Origin of the sequence: Streptomyces sp. NPDC000229 (genome assembly GCF_040300825.1) — a bacterium.
Lineage (GTDB): Bacteria > Actinomycetota > Actinomycetes > Streptomycetales > Streptomycetaceae > Streptomyces.
The window spans coordinates 1-15,779 of sequence record NZ_JBEPEL010000004.1; the positions used below are offsets into that span (position 1 = coordinate 1).

At 71.5% G+C, this 15,779-nt stretch carries 14 protein-coding genes; 10 read left to right on the forward strand and 4 right to left on the reverse strand.

The annotated features are described in order from the left end of the window. Positions 1-88 precede the first annotated feature (88 nt). From ABT360_RS03565 to ABT360_RS03575, 3 genes are all read right to left on the reverse strand, one after another. The gene (locus tag ABT360_RS03565; protein ID WP_351810051.1) at positions 89-2,797 is read right to left on the reverse strand and encodes an AAA family ATPase; all 2,709 of its coding nucleotides are present in this window, start codon (positions 2,795-2,797) and stop codon (positions 89-91) included. A gap of 175 nt (positions 2,798-2,972) precedes the next feature. Beyond that, a complete protein-coding gene (locus tag ABT360_RS03570) occupies positions 2,973-3,656 on the reverse strand; it encodes a glycerophosphodiester phosphodiesterase (RefSeq protein ID WP_351810531.1) in 684 nt (227 codons plus the stop codon). A gap of 66 nt (positions 3,657-3,722) precedes the next feature. After that, on the reverse strand, positions 3,723-3,848 hold the full coding sequence (locus ABT360_RS03575) for a hypothetical protein (RefSeq protein WP_351810054.1): 126 nt from the start codon (positions 3,846-3,848) through the stop codon (positions 3,723-3,725). Positions 3,849-4,148: 300 nt separating this feature from the next. Here ABT360_RS03575 and ABT360_RS03580 point away from each other — a divergent pair, with 300 nt between their 5' ends. The 4 genes from ABT360_RS03580 (at position 4,149) to ABT360_RS03595 (ending at position 8,076) form a co-directional block, all read left to right on the forward strand. Then, on the forward strand, positions 4,149-5,549 hold the full coding sequence (locus ABT360_RS03580) for a DUF6421 family protein (RefSeq protein ID WP_351810057.1): 1,401 nt from the start codon (positions 4,149-4,151) through the stop codon (positions 5,547-5,549). Positions 5,550-5,575: 26 nt separating this feature from the next. Then, positions 5,576-6,340 (forward strand): SDR family NAD(P)-dependent oxidoreductase, encoded by a 765-nt coding sequence (locus ABT360_RS03585; protein ID WP_351810534.1) that lies wholly within the window; start codon positions 5,576-5,578, stop codon positions 6,338-6,340. Continuing rightward, positions 6,319-7,416 (forward strand): threonine aldolase family protein, encoded by a 1,098-nt coding sequence (locus ABT360_RS03590; protein WP_351810060.1) that lies wholly within the window; start codon positions 6,319-6,321, stop codon positions 7,414-7,416. Before ABT360_RS03585 ends, ABT360_RS03590 begins: the two co-directional genes overlap by 22 nt. A gap of 81 nt (positions 7,417-7,497) precedes the next feature. Further along, complete coding sequence (locus ABT360_RS03595; RefSeq protein WP_351810063.1) at positions 7,498-8,076, forward strand: transglutaminase-like domain-containing protein; 579 nt, start codon at positions 7,498-7,500, stop codon at positions 8,074-8,076. Between the two features lie 38 nt (positions 8,077-8,114). Here the strand turns inward: ABT360_RS03595 and ABT360_RS03600 are convergent, their stop codons facing one another. Next, positions 8,115-8,837: a lysophospholipid acyltransferase family protein gene (locus ABT360_RS03600; protein ID WP_351810066.1), complete on the reverse strand. Its 723-nt coding sequence runs from the start codon at positions 8,835-8,837 to the stop codon at positions 8,115-8,117. A 351-nt stretch (positions 8,838-9,188) separates the two neighbouring features. Here ABT360_RS03600 and ABT360_RS03605 point away from each other — a divergent pair, with 351 nt between their 5' ends. From ABT360_RS03605 to ABT360_RS03630, 6 genes are all read left to right on the forward strand, one after another. Further along, the gene (locus tag ABT360_RS03605) at positions 9,189-9,506 is read left to right on the forward strand and encodes a TlpA family protein disulfide reductase (RefSeq protein WP_351810069.1); all 318 of its coding nucleotides are present in this window, start codon (positions 9,189-9,191) and stop codon (positions 9,504-9,506) included. Between the two features lie 199 nt (positions 9,507-9,705). Continuing rightward, positions 9,706-10,239 carry a flavin reductase family protein gene (locus tag ABT360_RS03610; RefSeq protein ID WP_351810072.1) on the forward strand — a complete coding sequence of 178 codons (534 nt, stop codon included), beginning with the start codon at positions 9,706-9,708 and terminating at the stop codon, positions 10,237-10,239. Positions 10,240-10,428: 189 nt separating this feature from the next. Further along, positions 10,429-11,214 (forward strand): electron transfer flavoprotein subunit beta/FixA family protein, encoded by a 786-nt coding sequence (locus ABT360_RS03615; protein WP_351810075.1) that lies wholly within the window; start codon positions 10,429-10,431, stop codon positions 11,212-11,214. 60 nt (positions 11,215-11,274) lie between these two features. Continuing rightward, a complete protein-coding gene (locus tag ABT360_RS03620; RefSeq protein ID WP_351810078.1) occupies positions 11,275-12,249 on the forward strand; it encodes an electron transfer flavoprotein subunit alpha/FixB family protein in 975 nt (324 codons plus the stop codon). Positions 12,250-12,402: 153 nt separating this feature from the next. Continuing rightward, a complete protein-coding gene (locus tag ABT360_RS03625; protein WP_351810081.1) occupies positions 12,403-13,692 on the forward strand; it encodes a DUF6986 family protein in 1,290 nt (429 codons plus the stop codon). An 85-nt stretch (positions 13,693-13,777) separates the two neighbouring features. Next, positions 13,778-15,538 (forward strand): serine/threonine-protein kinase, encoded by a 1,761-nt coding sequence (locus ABT360_RS03630; RefSeq protein ID WP_351810084.1) that lies wholly within the window; start codon positions 13,778-13,780, stop codon positions 15,536-15,538. Positions 15,539-15,779: the final 241 nt, after the last annotated feature.

Here is a 15,779-nt window from a genome sequence, read left to right on the forward strand (position 1 = left end):
GCCTTCGGCGGGGGGACCCCCACCTCCGCCTTGCGATGCACGGCACCAGACGCCACTCCCTGATCCAGCCTGATCCAAACGAAAGACCCTAGGCGGCGGGCGCCGGTCCGCCCGCGTCGCCCAGGGACGAGCCCGGCTCACCCCGCGTGCCCGGCGGCCGGTCCATGGCCCCCGGCTTGCCCAACGAGCCCGTCCCACCGGGCTGCTCCCGCGGCGCTCCGGACTCGCCCGGCTCGCCCGGCTCCTCCGTGTGGAACGCCAACTGCCCGTTTCCGACCGTCACGCGCACCCGCGCGCCCGCCGGAAGCCGCCCGTCCAGCAGGAGCCGGGACATCCGGTTGTCCACCTCGCGCTGGATCGTGCGCCGCAGCGGGCGTGCCCCGTACTCGGGCTGGTGGCCACGCTGGGCGATCCAGTCGACGGCCTCCGGGGCGAACTCGACCGTGATGTCCTGCGCGCGCATCCGGCGCCGGGTGTCCTCCAGCAGCAGATCGGTGATCCGGCGCAGCTGGTCCTCGTCGAGGCGCCGGAAGAGGACGATCTCGTCGATCCGGTTGAGGAACTCGGGGCGGAAGTGCTCGCGCAGGGGCCGCAGCGCCCGCTCCCGCATCGCCTCGTCCTCCGCCCCGCTGTCCGTGGCGCCGAAGCCGAGCACGCCGCGGCCGGTGCCGATCGCCTCGGAGCCGAGGTTGCTGGTCATCACGATGACCGTGTTCTTGAAGTCCACCGTGCGGCCCTGCGAGTCGGTCAGCCGCCCGTCGTCCAGCACCTGGAGCAGGATGTTGAAGACGTCCGGGTGGGCCTTCTCCACCTCGTCGAGCAGGAGCAGCGAGTACGGGTGGCGGCGCACCGCCTCGGTGAGCTGCCCGGCCTCCTCGTGGCCCACGTACCCGGGCGGGGCGCCGACCAGCCGGCTGACGGTGTGCCGCTCCTGGAACTCGCTCATGTCCAGGCGCACCATCCGCTCGTCGCTGCCGAACAGCGCGCCCGCCAGCGCCCGGGCGAGCTCCGTCTTGCCCACCCCGGTGGGGCCGAGGAACAGGAAACTGCCGATCGGGCGCCTCGGGTCGGCGAGGCCCGCGCGGGACCGCAGTACCGCCTCGGAGACCGCCTTGACGGCCTCGTCCTGCCCGATGACCCGCTGGCGCAGGTGCTCCTCCAGCCCCAGCAGCCGCTCCTTCTCCTCCTGGGTGAGACTGCTGACGGGGATACCGGTCTGCCGGCTGACCACCTCGGCGATGTCCTCCGCGGTCACCTCGACCGCCGGCCCGTCACCGGCCGGCTGCGCGACGCGCCCCGCCCTGATCCGCTCGGTGATCTCCTGGATGCGGTCGCGCAGCTCCATCGCCTTCTCGTACTGCTCGGCGGCCACGGCCTGGTCCTTGTCGCGGGTCAGCTGCTCCGCCTGCCGTTCCAGCGCCCGTACGTCGGTGTTGGTGTGCGTGCGCAGCCGCACCCGGGCGCCCGCCTGGTCGATCAGGTCGATGGCCTTGTCGGGGAGGAACCGTTCGGTGAGGTACCGGTCGGACAGCTCGACGGCGGCGAGCAGCGCCCCGTCGGTGTAGCGGACCTGGTGGTGGGCCTCGTAGCGGTCCTGGAGGCCGCGCAGGATCTCCACCGCGTCCTCGGGGCTCGGCTCCGGCACCAGGATCGGCTGGAACCGGCGGGCGAGCGCCGCGTCCTTCTCGATGTAGCGGCGGTACTCCTCCATCGTCGTCGCGCCGATGACGTGCAGCTCGCCGCGGGCGAGCGCGGGCTTGAGCATGTTTCCCGCGTCCATGGAGCCGCTGTCGCCGCCCCCGCTGCCCGCGCCGGCGCCGACGACCGTGTGCAGCTCGTCGATGAAGACGATCAGCTCTCCGGAGTGGGAGCGGATCTCCTCGATGATGTTGTTCAGCCGCTCCTCGAAGTCGCCCCGGTAACGGGTGCCGGCGACGACACCGGAAAGGTCCAGCGCGACGACCCTGCGGTCGCGCAGCGTGTCCGGTACGTCGTGCTCGGCGATGCGCTGGGCCAGCCCCTCGACGATGGCCGTCTTGCCGACACCGGCGTCGCCGATCAGCACGGGGTTGTTCTTGCCGCGCCGGGACAGCACCTCCACGGTCTGCTCGATCTCCAGCTCTCGGCCGATCACCGGGTCGATCCGGCCGGCCTTGGCCATGTCGGTGAGGTCCCGCCCGTACTTGTCCAGGGTCGGCGTGCCGCGCTGCGGTGCCGGCCGCTGATCGACGTCGCCCACCCACGGGCCCTGTCCGCCGCGACCGGTGCCGGAGCCCTGCACGGAGCCGGGGTCGAACTTGGCCGCGTTCAGGATCCGTCCCGCCGCCGAATCCGGGTTCGAGGCGAGTGCCGCGAGGACGTGCTCGGGACCGATGTACGAGGCGCCCGTGTGCCGCGCCAGGTCGTGGGCGTCGAGCAGCGCCCGCTTGACGGCGGGCGTGACGGCGATCCGGGACTGCGGCGGGCCCTCGCCGGCCGTCCGGTCGATCTCCTCGGCCAGGGCGTCCGGATCGGCGCCCGCTCGGGCGATCAGGTCCCGGGTGGGCTCGGTGGCGAGGGCCGCCCGCAACAGGTGCTCGGTCTCCAGGTCGGTGCTGCCGTGTTCGGCCGCGTAGGAGGCGGCGTCGCCGACCATGCGGCGCGCGGGCTCGCTCATCAGGCGCCCTATGTCGATGTACCGGGGGATGGGCCGCCCACTCGCGGGTGACGATCCGGCCCCGCCCCCGAAGAAGCGGGCCAGAAACTCGCTGAACGGGTCGGAGCCGTAACCCTCCGGACCCATGTAACCGCTGCTCATATGCGTCCGTTCCGGTGTCCGGTAATGGCCGGGACACGCTGTACGAGAAGACCTGACTGGATCCAGGTCGCGGGTTCCCGAGCGCATTCCGGTTACACCTGTGACGGACGGGACGCCCGGGCCCCGGCTCGGCGCTCACGTCCGAGCCGGAGTCCGAGAGGGGCCGGGCCGGTCGTCAGGCCGTGAAGCGGCCCGTGAGCCGGATCTCGGGGTGGTCGGTGGTCGCGCCGTCCAGTTCCAGGGCGCGGACGAGCCGCAGGTGCTGCGGCGTGTTGACCACCCAGCCGATGACCCGCAGACCCGCCGCCCGCGCCCGCTCCGTGGTCTCCAGGGTGAGGCGGCGGATGTTCAGCGCCAGCGTGGCGGCGCCCACGGCCCGCGCCCGGGCCACGATGTCGTCGCCCCAGTGGTTGGCGATGAGCACCGTGCGCACTCCCGGCACCAGCCGGGCGATCTCGGCGACCGCCTCGTCGTGGAACGAGGAGACCTCCACCCGGCCGGCCAGATCGCGCCGGTGCATCACCTCGGCCAGTGCCCGGGCGGCCGCCACGTCCTTGATCTCGGCCTGGAGCGGTGTCCGCACAGCGTCCAGGACCTCTTCGAACACCGGAATCCGCTCGCCCAGCCCGGCGTCGAGCTCCCGCAGCTCCGCGAGGGTCTTGTCGGCGATGGCTCCGGTGCCGTCGGTCGTCCGGTCCACCTCGGCGTCGTGCATGACGACGAGCGCGCCGTCCTTGCTCAGGTGCAGGTCCAGTTCGATGACGTCCATGCCCGCGTGCTCCGCGCGGACGAAGGACCGCAGGGTGTTCTCCGGTTCGACACCCATGACTCCGCGATGACCGATGGTGAGGAAACTCAAGATCTTCTCGCTTCCGTCGACGGCGGTTGCCGCGCGGTGCCGTGCCACACGCGGCACCGTCGCAGCCTAACGATCCGAGCCCGGGAGGGAAGCCGTCCCGCGCGGGGAAGCGGAGTGTTCCGCCCCGGGCGCGGCGACGCCCAGGAGGAAACCGGTCAGGAGGGCGGCGAGCAGAACGGCTCGGATGCTCATGGCGTACGGCTCCCGGAACGGGGAACAGGGGTCCCGTCCGTCCTACCGGTCCCGCCCGGCGTGCCGCGATCCTCTTCACCCTTGCGTGGGCGCGTCGTTGGGGGCAGGACGCAGCCGCACGCGCCGGCTCCCGACCGACGACGTTTCTCCGTGGATGCCGCTGCATCACTCACTCCGGACAGGAAAAACAGCGGTCGTGGCGGGGGGTCGGCAGGATATTTTCTTCCTGCTCCCCTTGTGGCGGAGAACCACCCATGGATACGGTGCCTTGACGCGAGGTTCTCCCGTGGAGGAAGTGTGATGACGGAAATTCTTGTGCAGGATGTTGCCGGCGGGGACGTGACCGCCGACGCCAGGGTGATCGAGCACCCGGCGTGGCCCGAGCTCAAGAATGCCGTGGAAGAGATCCGCCCCTGGCAGTCGGCGGACGGGTCCATCGACTTCCAGGCCGAGGGCGCGCCCTCCCGCGCGATCGTCGAGACCACCCTCGACCGGGTCGTCGCCGCGGTCGAGCAGCTCTCCCCGCTGCTCCCGCACGATGCCGCGTACCACCAGGCACTCGTCGCCGACCTGCGCAAGTGGGCCGACGGCGGCTTCGCCGTGCCGGATTTCCTGGACTCGCTGCTGGCCTTCCAGCCCGCCGCGAACCGGATCGACGGCCTCCAGCACCTGGTGCTGTTCCCGATGTACACGCAGAACGGCAACCCGGACCGCAATCTGGAAGCCGTCGTCCTGCGTATGGTCTGGCCGGAGTGGCTCGCCGAGCTGGAGGCCACCCGCTACGACAACCCGCTCTTCTGCGGCATCACCTTCGAGGACTTCACCTCCGGCTACGACACCAACTCGGCCGTCCTCTTCCCGGAGACCATCGCCGTGCGCGAGGCCCCCGAGCGCTTCAGCTGGGGCGGCATCTTCTGCGACCGCGAGGCCGCCCGCTTCCGCCGCGTCACCGAGGCGGCCGTCGACATACTCGGCCTCGACCTGCCCGATGACATCCGCGAGATGCTCGGCGACCAGAAGCGCTGCGAGAAGGCCTTCGTGCTCTGGGACATGGTCCACGACCGCACCCACAGCCACGGCGACCTGCCGTTCGACCCCTTCATGATCAAGCAGCGCCAGCCGTTCTGGATGTACGGCCTGGAGGAGCTGCGCTGCGACCTCACCGCCTTCAAGGAGGCCGTGAAGCTGGAGGCCGAGGGCAACCCGCACGGCCGTGACGTCCAGTACGCGGTGCTGTTCGACCGGATGTTCCGCTTCCCGGTCACCGGCGACCGCAACCGCAACTACGACGGCCTCGGCGGCCAGCTGCTCTTCGCGTACCTGCACAAGCACGACGTGCTGCGCTGGACCGACAACACGCTGAAGATCGACTGGCAGCGTGCCCCGGAGGTCACCAACCAGCTGTGCGGCGAGATCGAGCAGCTGTACCGGGACGGCATCGACCGCCCGAAGCTGGTCCACTGGCTCGCCGCCTACGAGCTGGTCTCCACCTACCTCGCCCCGCACCCCGGCTCCCGCTGGGCCAAGGGCCCCGACGCCCTCGACCTGAGCCTGCCGCCGCGCAAGCTCGTCGACGACGTGCTTCCGGACGAGTTTCCGCTGAGCATGTTCTATGAGGCCCTCTCCAAGAAGCTGAAGAACGTGATTGCCTCCACCAAGGGCATCACCGCCGAGAAGGCCACCGAGAAGGTCGCCGCGTGAGCTCTCGTACGGAGGAGACGACGACGATGAACGGCAAGGGCAACGGAAACGGCGGCCCGCTCGAGGGCGCGGTCGTCGCGGTGGCCGGAGCGGCGGGCGCGGCCGGCCGTGCGGCCCTGCTGCGGCTCGCGGAGGCCGGTGCGACCGTGGTCGCCTCCGACGCGGACCCGGAGCGGCTCGCCGAGGCGGTCGACGCCGCCCGGTACGCACACGGCGGGGCGACCGTCATCGGTGACACCGTCGACCTGCTCGACCTGGGCGCGGCCCGCGAGTGGGCCGACAAGACCGAGAAGGAGTTCGGCCGGATCGACGGCCTGGTCCACCTGGTCGGCGGCTGGCGCGGCAGCGCCACCTTCGCCGGGACGGACCTCGCCGACTGGACCCTGCTGGAGAAGCTGCTGATCCGCACGGTCCAGCACACCTCCCTCGCCTTCCATGACGGGCTGCTGCGCAGCGACCGTGGGCGCTACGTACTGGTGAGCGCCGCCGGCGCCAGCACGCCGACCGCCGGCAACGCCGCGTACGCCGCCTCCAAGGCCGCGGCCGAGGCGTGGACCCTCGCCCTCGGCGACGCCTTCCGCAAGGCGGGCGGTGAGGACGGCCCGAAGGCCGCGGCTACGATCTTGATCGTGAAGGCTCTGGTGCACGACGCCATGCGCGCCGAGCGCCCGAACGCGAAGTTCGCGGGCTTCACGGACGTCAAGGATCTGGCCGACGAGATCGCCGCCGTCTGGGACAAGCCCGCCCGGGAAGTGAATGGACAGCGCCTGTGGCTGACCCCCAAGCCGTGACCCCCAACACCGCCAGGACCGACGCCCGGCGGCGTCACGACCCGACCGTACGGGGTTTCGCCAGCGACAATTACGCCGGCGTCCACCCCGAGATCCTCGCTGCCATCGCCCTCGCCAACGGCGGCCACCAGGTCTCCTACGGCGAGGACGTGTACACCGAGCACCTCCAGCGGGTGATGCACAGCCACTTCGGCCCGACCGCCGAGGCATTCCCGGTGTTCAACGGCACCGGGGCCAATGTCACCGCCCTCCAGGCGCTCACCGACCGCTGGGGCGCGGTCATCTGCGCCGAGACCGCGCACATCAACGTGGACGAGGGCGGCGCGCCGGAGCGCATGGCCGGGCTGAAGCTGCTGACCGTCCCAACCCCGGACGGCAAGCTGACGCCCGAGCTCATCGACCGGCAGGCGTTCGGCTGGGACGACGAGCACCGCGCCATGCCGCAGGTCGTCTCGATCACCCAGAACACCGAGCTGGGCACCGTCTACACGGTCGACGAGATCCGTGCCATCGTCGAGCACGCCCACGGCCTGGGCATGAAGGTGCACCTCGACGGGGCCCGGATAGCCAACGCCGCCGCCTCGCTGAACGTACCGATGCGGGCGTTCACCAACGCGGTCGGCGTGGACGTCCTCTCGTTCGGCGGGACGAAGAACGGCATGCTCGCGGGGGAGTGCGTGGTCGTGCTCAACCCGGACGCGGTCAGCCATATGAAGCACCTGCGCAAGATGTCGATGCAGCTCGCGTCCAAGATGCGTTTCGTATCGGTGCAGTTCGAGGCGCTGCTCGCCAAGGACCTGTGGCTGCGCAACGCCCGGCACGCCAACGCGATGGCGCAGCGCCTCGCGGAGGGCGTGCGGGCGGTGGACGGGGTGGAGATCCTCTATCCCGTGCAGGCGAACGCGGTGTTCGCGCGGCTCCCGCACGACGTGACCCGGCGGCTGCAGGAGCGCTTCCGCTTCTACTTCTGGGACGAGGCGGCCGGCGATGTCCGCTGGATGTGCTCGTTCGACACCACCGAGGACGATGTCGACGCGTTCGTCCTGGCGCTGAAGGAAGAGATGGCGCAAGGCTGAGCCTGCGGAGAGTCTGAATAGGTATGCGGCCGACCGGAAATTGATTGACCCCGGTCGGCCGCTTCCCTATGGTCATCGTGCATGGAGCTGACTCAGCAGGTCCCGCAACTACGTGCCTACCTCGCCGCTGATGAGGTCATCGACCATCGGCACGCACGGGTGCGTGAGGTCGTGAACCGTCTTGCCGCCGAGCATGGCGACGCATACTCATACGCGAAGGCCGCGTTCGAGTTCATCCGCGACACCATTCCGCATTCGATGGACGCCGGCGATCCGCGCGTCACCTGGCGCGCCTCCGACGTACTGGAGCAGCGCACCGGGATCTGTTATGCCAAGGCCCATGCGCTGGTGGCGCTGTTGCGCGCCCGGTCCATCCCCGCGGCGCTGTGCTACCAGCGGTTCGAGGTCCTGCACGGGCTGGTGGCGGTGAAGCTGCCCGGCCGGCCGGGGTGGGTGCGACAGGATCCGCGCGGGAACAAGCCGGGCGTGGACGCCCAGTTCCGCGTCGACCGAGAGCAATTGGCTTTCACCGTACGGCCTGAAGCGGGTGAAACGGACCACCCGGTGCTGTACGCCGCGCCGCCCCCGGCCGTCCTGGACGCGCTGAAGGCCGCCCGGGACCGGCCCCACCTGGACAGGACGCTCCCCACGGACCTGTGAGTCCGCGGGGCCCGGCGCCCTGGCCCCCGGTGGTCGTCTCAGCCCGCCTCGCGGACCTGGGCCGGCGTCGGAGCCGTGCCCCCGAGGTGCGCGGGCACCCACCAGGTGTCGCCCGCGTCCTTGGGGCGCACCGGGTAGGAGCGCTGCGCGGCTTCGAGCAGTTCCTGCACCCGCTCGCGCAGCCGACGGGTGATCGCGCCCGCGTACTGGTCGGCCGGCGCCTCCACCGGCTCGCCCACCCGGATGGTCACCGGGATGTGGCTGCGCTTGAAGTTGCGCGGCCGCCCCTTGGTCCACAGCCGCTGGGTGCCCCACAGGGCCATCGGGATCAGCGGTACGCCGGCCTCCTGGGCCAGGCGGGCCGCACCCGACTTGAAGCTCTTGAGCGTGAACGACTGGGAGATGGTCGCCTCGGGGAAGACCCCGATGATCTCGCCCGCGCGCAGCGACTCCAGGGCGTGGTGGTAGGCCGCCTCGCCCTGCGTGCGGTCGACCGGGATGTGCTTCATCCCGCGCATCAGCGGACCGGAGATCTTGTGCCGGAACACCGAGTCCTTGGCCATGAACCGCACCAGACGCTTCTGCGGCAGCGCCGCCAGGCCGGAGAAGATGAAGTCCAGATAGCTGATGTGGTTGCTGACCAGCACGGCCCCGCCGGTGCGGGGGATGTTCTCCGAACCCTGAGTGTCGATCTTCAGGTCGAGCGCCTTGAACATCGTGAGAGCGGCGCCGATGACCGGCCGATAGACGAGTTCTGCCATCTGGAGAAGACCCCTTCTTCAGTGCCTGGGGAGGATTCTCCCGGCGGAAGTTACGCAGCCGTAGGTATCCGGCACTGGGCCGATCGTGCACCATGTGCGCCGTGCAGGCCAGTCCTGACGACTCCGTACAGCGAGATTCTCGTCACGTCATGTCCGCTCGTGAGGATTTCATGCACGCATTCGGGAATCCTCCGGGACCCCGCCGCGCTGCCTTGGAGGGCGTCGGTACGGGAAAGGCCGCCGCCCAAAGGGCTGCCACGGAAGAAGCCGCTGCCGGACAAGCGGTCATACGAAGCAGTCACACGGGAAGCAGTCACACGGGAAGCAGTCACACGAGAGGCAGGAGGCCGGGTGCGGGTGCACGGGAGACTGGGTGCGGGGGACCTGGGAGCGGAGCTGGGGGCGCGGGCGACGCTCGTACAGTTCTCCAGCGCCTTCTGCCAGCCGTGCCGCGCGACCCGGCGCACGCTGGCCGAGGTGGCGAGGATGGTCGACGGCGTCGCCCACGTCGAGATCGACGCCGAGCGGCACCTCGCCCTCGTGCGCGAGCTGGACATCGCCAGGACCCCCACCGTGCTGGTGCTCGACCGTGAGGGCCGGATCGTGCGCAAGGCGGCGGGGCAGCCCCGCAGGGCCGACGTCATCGCCGCGCTCGGGCAGGTTCTGTGACCTGCCGTGACGCACGTCGCACATCCCGGGACGCCCTTGACTGTGCATGCCATCCATCGTCAGGCTGACGCCGTGCCCCAGGAACTCCTTCTCCACGGGCGGGCCGATGTCGACCTGGCCCGCAACGCGAGCGCGCGCTGTCCGGGTGTCTGAGCAGCCACGGACCCCCTCCCCGCGCCATCCGCCGAAGGACCCCTCCATGACGGTCTCGTCCGACCTCGCCGCCCCGTCCCCGACCTCCCGGCAGGCCGCGCCCCGGCGCGCCACACCCGACCTGCTCCGCTCCGTCTTCCGGCGGCACGCGGCGGGCGTCGCGGTGATCACTGCCCAGGGGGAGCGGCCCGTCGGCTTCACCGCCACCTCGCTCACCTCGGTCTCCGCCGACCCCCCGATGATCTCGTTCGGCGTAGGGACCTCGTCCTCCAGCTGGCCCGTCCTCGCGGAGGCCGGGCACATCGGCGTCCACGTTCTGGGCGAGCACCAGCGGGAGCTGGCGGCCACCTTCGCGCGCAGCGGTGCCGACCGTTTCGGCGCGCCGACCCGCTGGCACTCGGGACCCGAAGGCGTACCGGTGCTCGACGGCGTGCTGGCCTGGCTGGTGTGCCGGGTGGTCGCCCGGGTTCCGGCCGGGGACCACCGCCTCGTGGTGGCCGAGGTGGTCGCCGGTGATCCGGACGGCACGGGTCGTCCGCTGCTGTACCACGAGGGGCGCTTCAACGCTCTTCGGGACTGAGAGTTCCCGGTTACGGAGCGTTGGCAAGGTCACAGTTCAAAGCGCTTGCTTACCGGGAAACCAATAGATGTACTGACGAGTAATATTCCAGTAGGGGCGCCCGCCGCCCCGAGCGGAAACCGTCCCATCAGGCGCCTATGCTGCGTGCAACAAGGCAGCCCAGTTATGACGATGTGTAGGAGAGCCGGCGTGAGCTTGAGGATCGTTGTCTGTGTGAAGTACGTGCCCGACGCCACCGGCGACCGGCACTTCGCCGATGACCTGACCGTCGACCGCGACGACGTCGACGGCCTGCTGTCGGAGCTGGATGAGTACGCGGTCGAGCAGGCGCTGCAGATCGCCGAGGACGCGGACGACGCGGAGATCACCGTGCTGACCGTCGGCCCCGAGGACGCCAAGGACGCGCTGCGCAAGGCGCTGTCCATGGGCGCCCACAAGGCCGTCCACGTCGAGGACGACGACCTGCACGGCTCCGACGTCATGGCCACGTCGCTGGTGCTCGCCAAGGCCATCGAAAAGACCGGTTACGACCTGGTCATCTGCGGTATGGCGTCCACCGACGGCACCATGGGCGTCCTGCCGGCGATCCTCGCCGAGCGCCTGGGCGTCCCGCAGGTCACCCTGCTCTCCGAGGTCTCGGTGGAGGACGGCACCGTCAAGGGCCGCCGCGACGGCGACACCGCGTCCGAGCAGCTGGAGGCGTCCCTTCCGGCCGTCGTGTCCGTGACGGACCAGTCCGGCGAGGCCCGCTACCCGTCCTTCAAGGGCATCATGGCGGCCAAGAAGAAGCCGGTGGAGTCCCTGGACCTGGAGGACCTGGAGATCGACGCCGACGAGGTCGGCCTCGAGGGCTCCTGGACCAAGGTCGACTCGGCGGCGGAGCGTCCGGCCCGCACGGCCGGCACGATCGTCAAGGACGAGGGCGAGGGCGGCAAGCAGCTGGCCGAGTTCCTCGCGAGCCAGAAGTTCATCTAAGGGCTCGCGCGAGCCACTCACCGCCCCCAGACTCTTCGCATCGCAGGAGATTGAAGTCCCATGGCTGAAGTTCTCGTCTACGTCGACCACGTGGACGGCGCCGTCCGCAAGCCCACCCTGGAGCTGCTGACCCTCGCCCGCCGTGTCGGCGAGCCGGTCGCCGTCGCCCTCGGCTCCGGCGCCGAGGCCACCGCCGCCACGCTCGCCGAGCACGGCGCGGTGAAGGTCCTGACCGCCGACGCCCCCGAGTTCGCCGAGTACCTCGTCGTACCGAAGGTGGACGCGCTCCAGGCCGCGTACGAGGCAGCGTCCGCCGGCGGCTCCCTGGCCGCCGTGCTCGTCCCGTCCTCCGCCGAGGGCAAGGAGATCGCGGCCCGCCTCGCGGTCCGCATCGGCTCCGGCATCATCACCGACGCCGTCGACCTCGAGGCCGGCGACGAGGGCCCGGTGGCCACGCAGTCCGCGTTCGCCGCCTCCTTCACCACCAAGTCCCGCGTCTCCAAGGGCACCCCGGTCATCACGGTCAAGCCGAACTCGGCCCCCGTGGAGGCCGCCCCGGCCGCGGGCGCCGTCGAGGCCCTGTCCGTCTCGTTCTCCGAGAAGGCCACCGGCACCAAGGTCGTCTCCCGCACCCCGCGCGAGTCGACCGGCCGCCCCGAGCTGACCGAGGCCGCGATCGTGGTCTCCGGCGGCCGCGGCGTCAACGGCGCCGAGAACTTCTCGATCATCGAGGAGCTCGCCGACTCCCTCGGTGCCGCCGTCGGCGCCTCCCGCGCCGCCGTCGACGCCGGTTGGTACCCGCACTCCAACCAGGTCGGCCAGACCGGCAAGTCGGTCTCCCCGCAGCTGTACATCGCCTCCGGCATCTCCGGCGCGATCCAGCACCGCGCGGGCATGCAGACCTCGAAGACCATCGTGGCCATCAACAAGGACGCCGAGGCCCCGATCTTCGACCTGGTCGACTACGGCGTGGTCGGCGACCTCTTCCAGGTCGTCCCGCAGCTGACCGAGGAGATCAAGTCCCGCAAGGGCTGACCTGCGGCATCTGAACGGCTCCGGGGCCGCGCGGTGGACTCCACCGCGCGGCCCCGCGCCGTTGGGGCGACCATTGACGCATGTCATCGCCACCCATTAACTTCACCATACGGATTGTTGATTCCGTGTAGTGGAAACTTGGAGGGTGTGGGAATGGGTCAGCAGGAGAAGGTGGCAACGAGCCTCACCGGGGCGGTCAGCGAGGGCATCAGCGCCTCCCTCGTCTCGGTCGACGAGGAGCTCGCGCGCCGCTACCCGGGCGACCCCGGCACCCGCCAGCCGGTCCACACGGTGTACGTGCCCGGCGACGCGTTCGAGGCCGGAACCATCCGTTCCTGGGGCGACCAGGCCCTCGCCATGCTCGACGAGCACGCCCCCGACGCCGCCTCCCTCGCCGCCGTCCTCGGCCTTCCGCAGGAGCTCGCCGACGACGTCCACGCGCGCGTGCGGGCCAAGCTGGAGCGCGAGCCCATCGAGGACCTCCGCATCGACTTCGAGGACGGATACGGCGGCAACGACGAGGACACCCACGCGGCCCGCGCCGCCCGCCTGGTCTCCGAGGCGTACGCGAAGGGCACGGCCGCCCCGTACATGGGCATCCGCATGAAGTGCATGGAGGCCGCCGTACGCGACCGCGGCATCCGCACCACCGACGTCTTCCTCACCGGCCTCATGGAGCAGGGGGGCCTCCCGGAGGGCCTCGTCCTCACCCTCCCCAAGGTCACCTACGCCGAGCAGGTCAGCGCTTTCGTACGGCTCCTGGAGGCCTTCGAGAAGGCCCACGGCCTCGACGCGGGCCGCCTCGGCTTCGAGATCCAGATCGAGACCAGCCAGGCCGTCCTCGCCGCCGACGGCACCGCCACCGTCGCCCGCATGATCGATGCCGCCGAGGGCCGCGCCACCGGCCTGCACTACGGCACCTTCGACTACAGCGCCTGCCTCGGTGTCTCCGCCGCCCACCAGGCCAGCGACCACCCGGCCGCCGACCACGCCAAGGCGATCATGCAGGTCGCCGCCGCCGGCACCGGCGTACGCGTCTCCGACGGCTCGACCAACGTCCTCCCCGTCGGCACCACCGAGAAGGTCCACGACGCCTGGCGGCTGCACTACGGCCTCACCCGCCGCGCCCTGGCCCGCGCCTACTACCAGGGCTGGGACATGCACCCCGGCCACCTGCCGACCCGGTACGCCGCCGTCTTCGCCTTCTACCGCGAGGGCTTCGAGCAGGCCGCCGCGCGTCTGTCCGCGTACGCCAACCAGGCCGGCGGCGACGTCATGGACGAGCCCGCCACCGCCAAGGCCCTCAGCTCCTACCTGCTGCGCGGCATCGACTGCGGCGCCCTGGACACCGACGAGGTGGCCCGCCTCACCGGACTGACCCGCGCGGACCTCGACGGCTTCGCCGCCCCGCGCCGCGGTGACCTGACGGCCACCGCCCAGTAAAGCCCAGCGCCTGTCGGCGCTGTCACAGCTGCCCCGTACTCTGTACGCGTTCGGACGGGAACACGACACAGGGAACGGGGCAGCGGTGTCTTCGGGGGAGCATGAACTGATCGCCGGGCGATACCGGGTCATCCGGCAGCTCGGGCGCGGCGGCATGGGCGTCGTCTGGCGGGCCGTCGACGAGGTCCTGGGCCGCGAGGTGGCCGTCAAGGAGCTCCGTACGTACACGGACTCCTCCGGTCACGAGCTGGCCGACCTGCGGCTGCGGATGCAGCGCGAGGCACGGGCCGCCGCGCGGGTGCGCCACCCCGGGGTCATCTCCGTCCATGACGTCGCCGAACACCAGGGCCGCCCGGTCATCGTGATGGAGTTCATCGACGGGCCGTCCCTCGACGACGTCCTGGGCGAGCGCGGCGTCATGGACCCGCGCGAGGCCGCCGCGATCGGCGCCAAGGTGCTGGAGGCGCTCGACGCCGCGCACGCCGTCGGCGTACTGCACCGTGACGTCAAGCCGGGCAACGTCCTGCTGGACCGCGGGGGCCGGGTCGTCCTCACCGACTTCGGCATCGCCGCCATGGAAGACCCCGGTGACGGCTCCACCACCCACCTGACGCGCAGCGGCGAGATCGTCGGCTCGCTCGACTACCTGGCCCCCGAGCGGGCGCAGGGCCAGGAACCGGGCCCGGCCTCGGACATCTGGGCGCTCGGCGCCACGCTGTACGCCGCGGTCGAGGGCGCCTCGCCCTTCCGGCGCACGTCGACGTGGTCGACGCTCACCGCGATCGTCGTCGAGCCGCTGCCCGAACCGCAGCGGGCCGGTGCCCTCGGTCCCGTACTGCGGCAGCTGATGGACAAGGACCCGGCGCGGCGGCCGGACGCGGCGACCGCGGCGCGGCTGCTGGCGGCGGTTGCGGAGGGGCGTGAGCCCGGGCCCGCGGGCGAGGCTCCGGCGTACGTCCCGACCGAGCGGACCGTCCTGCCGCACCAGCCGCAGGGCTTCGGCCCCGCGCCGGTCACGCCGGTCACGCCGGCCGTGCCGCAGGGCCCCGTGCCCCCGGCTCCGGCGTCCCCCGTGGCCCAGGTGGCTCCGGCGACCCGCGCGGCTCCCGCGGAGCGCAAGAGCCGTGGCAAGGCCCTCGTCGCGTTGGCGGCGGTCGCCGTGCTCCTGGCCGGGGGAGGGGGGACGTACGCCTTCATGGACAACGAGAAGCCGGCGGCGAGCCAGGAGCTGGCCGGCGGACAGGCGGACCCCAGCGGCGCCCCCAACCCCGGCCGCCCGCTCGATTCCGGCGGCAGCCCCTCCGCGGCCGACGACAAGCCCGGCGCCCAGCCGTCCGCCAAGGAGCCCACGGCCACGAAGTCCTCCAAAGCGGCGGACAAGCCACGTGCCTCCGCCTCCGCAGCCGCCGGCAATGGCACGGACGGCGGCACGAACGGCGGTGGTTCCACCGGCGGAGGATCGGGGACGACAGGCTCCGGCTCGGGCTCCACCGGCGGCGGCTCCACGACGACCACCGGCGGCGGCTCGGCGACCACCGGCGGCGGAGGAGCCCCGGCTCCCGCGCCCGTCTGCCACTCCACAGGTGGTGGCAAGTACAACTGCCAGGTGTGGCGCACGGCGAAGTCCTACCGGGCCGACGGCAGCGAGGCCGGCATTCTCAACGCGGGCACCAACTACTTCTACTGCCAGGCGAATCTGGGCCGCCGCGAGACCCATGGCGAGTGGACCAACGTCTGGTGGGCCAGGACGGACGACGACAGCGGCAACACCGGTGTGTACGTCAGCGACGTCTACATCCAGGGCGGCGACAACGACCAGCCGGTGCCCGGCCTGCCGATCTGCTGACGCCCGCCGGGGCGGGCGCGCGGAATCGCCGGGCGCGCCGGGTCTCCCGAAGGTCGCCGGGTCTCCCGGAGGTGCTGTCCCGGGCCGCGTCAATGCGGCAGAGGGGCCTGCCCAGGACCGACCGGGGCCCGCAGGGCCGCAGGGGGCCGCCCGCATCGGGTCCTGCCGGGTTAGCCCGGGGGACTTCGGGGGCGGCCCGGGCGCCGGGGGCCGGGCCACGGCCGTGGTCCAGGGCCGACCG

Excerpts from the sequence above, each read along its gene's own strand:
- ABT360_RS03610 (WP_351810072.1), top strand. The coding sequence starts at position 9,706 with ATGACGGTCTCGTCCGACCTCGCCGCCCCGTCCCCGACCTCCCGGCAG.
- ABT360_RS03580 (WP_351810057.1), top strand. The coding sequence starts at position 4,149 with ATGACGGAAATTCTTGTGCAGGATGTTGCCGGCGGGGACGTGACCGCC.
- ABT360_RS03625 (WP_351810081.1), top strand. The coding sequence starts at position 12,403 with ATGGGTCAGCAGGAGAAGGTGGCAACGAGCCTCACCGGGGCGGTCAGC.
- ABT360_RS03595 (WP_351810063.1), top strand. The coding sequence starts at position 7,498 with ATGGAGCTGACTCAGCAGGTCCCGCAACTACGTGCCTACCTCGCCGCT.
- ABT360_RS03585 (WP_351810534.1), top strand. The coding sequence starts at position 5,576 with ATGAACGGCAAGGGCAACGGAAACGGCGGCCCGCTCGAGGGCGCGGTC.
- ABT360_RS03600 (WP_351810066.1), bottom strand. The coding sequence starts at position 8,837 with ATGGCAGAACTCGTCTATCGGCCGGTCATCGGCGCCGCTCTCACGATG.
- ABT360_RS03620 (WP_351810078.1), top strand. The coding sequence starts at position 11,275 with ATGGCTGAAGTTCTCGTCTACGTCGACCACGTGGACGGCGCCGTCCGC.
- ABT360_RS03565 (WP_351810051.1), bottom strand. The coding sequence starts at position 2,797 with ATGAGCAGCGGTTACATGGGTCCGGAGGGTTACGGCTCCGACCCGTTC.
- ABT360_RS03575 (WP_351810054.1), bottom strand. The coding sequence starts at position 3,848 with ATGAGCATCCGAGCCGTTCTGCTCGCCGCCCTCCTGACCGGTTTCCTC.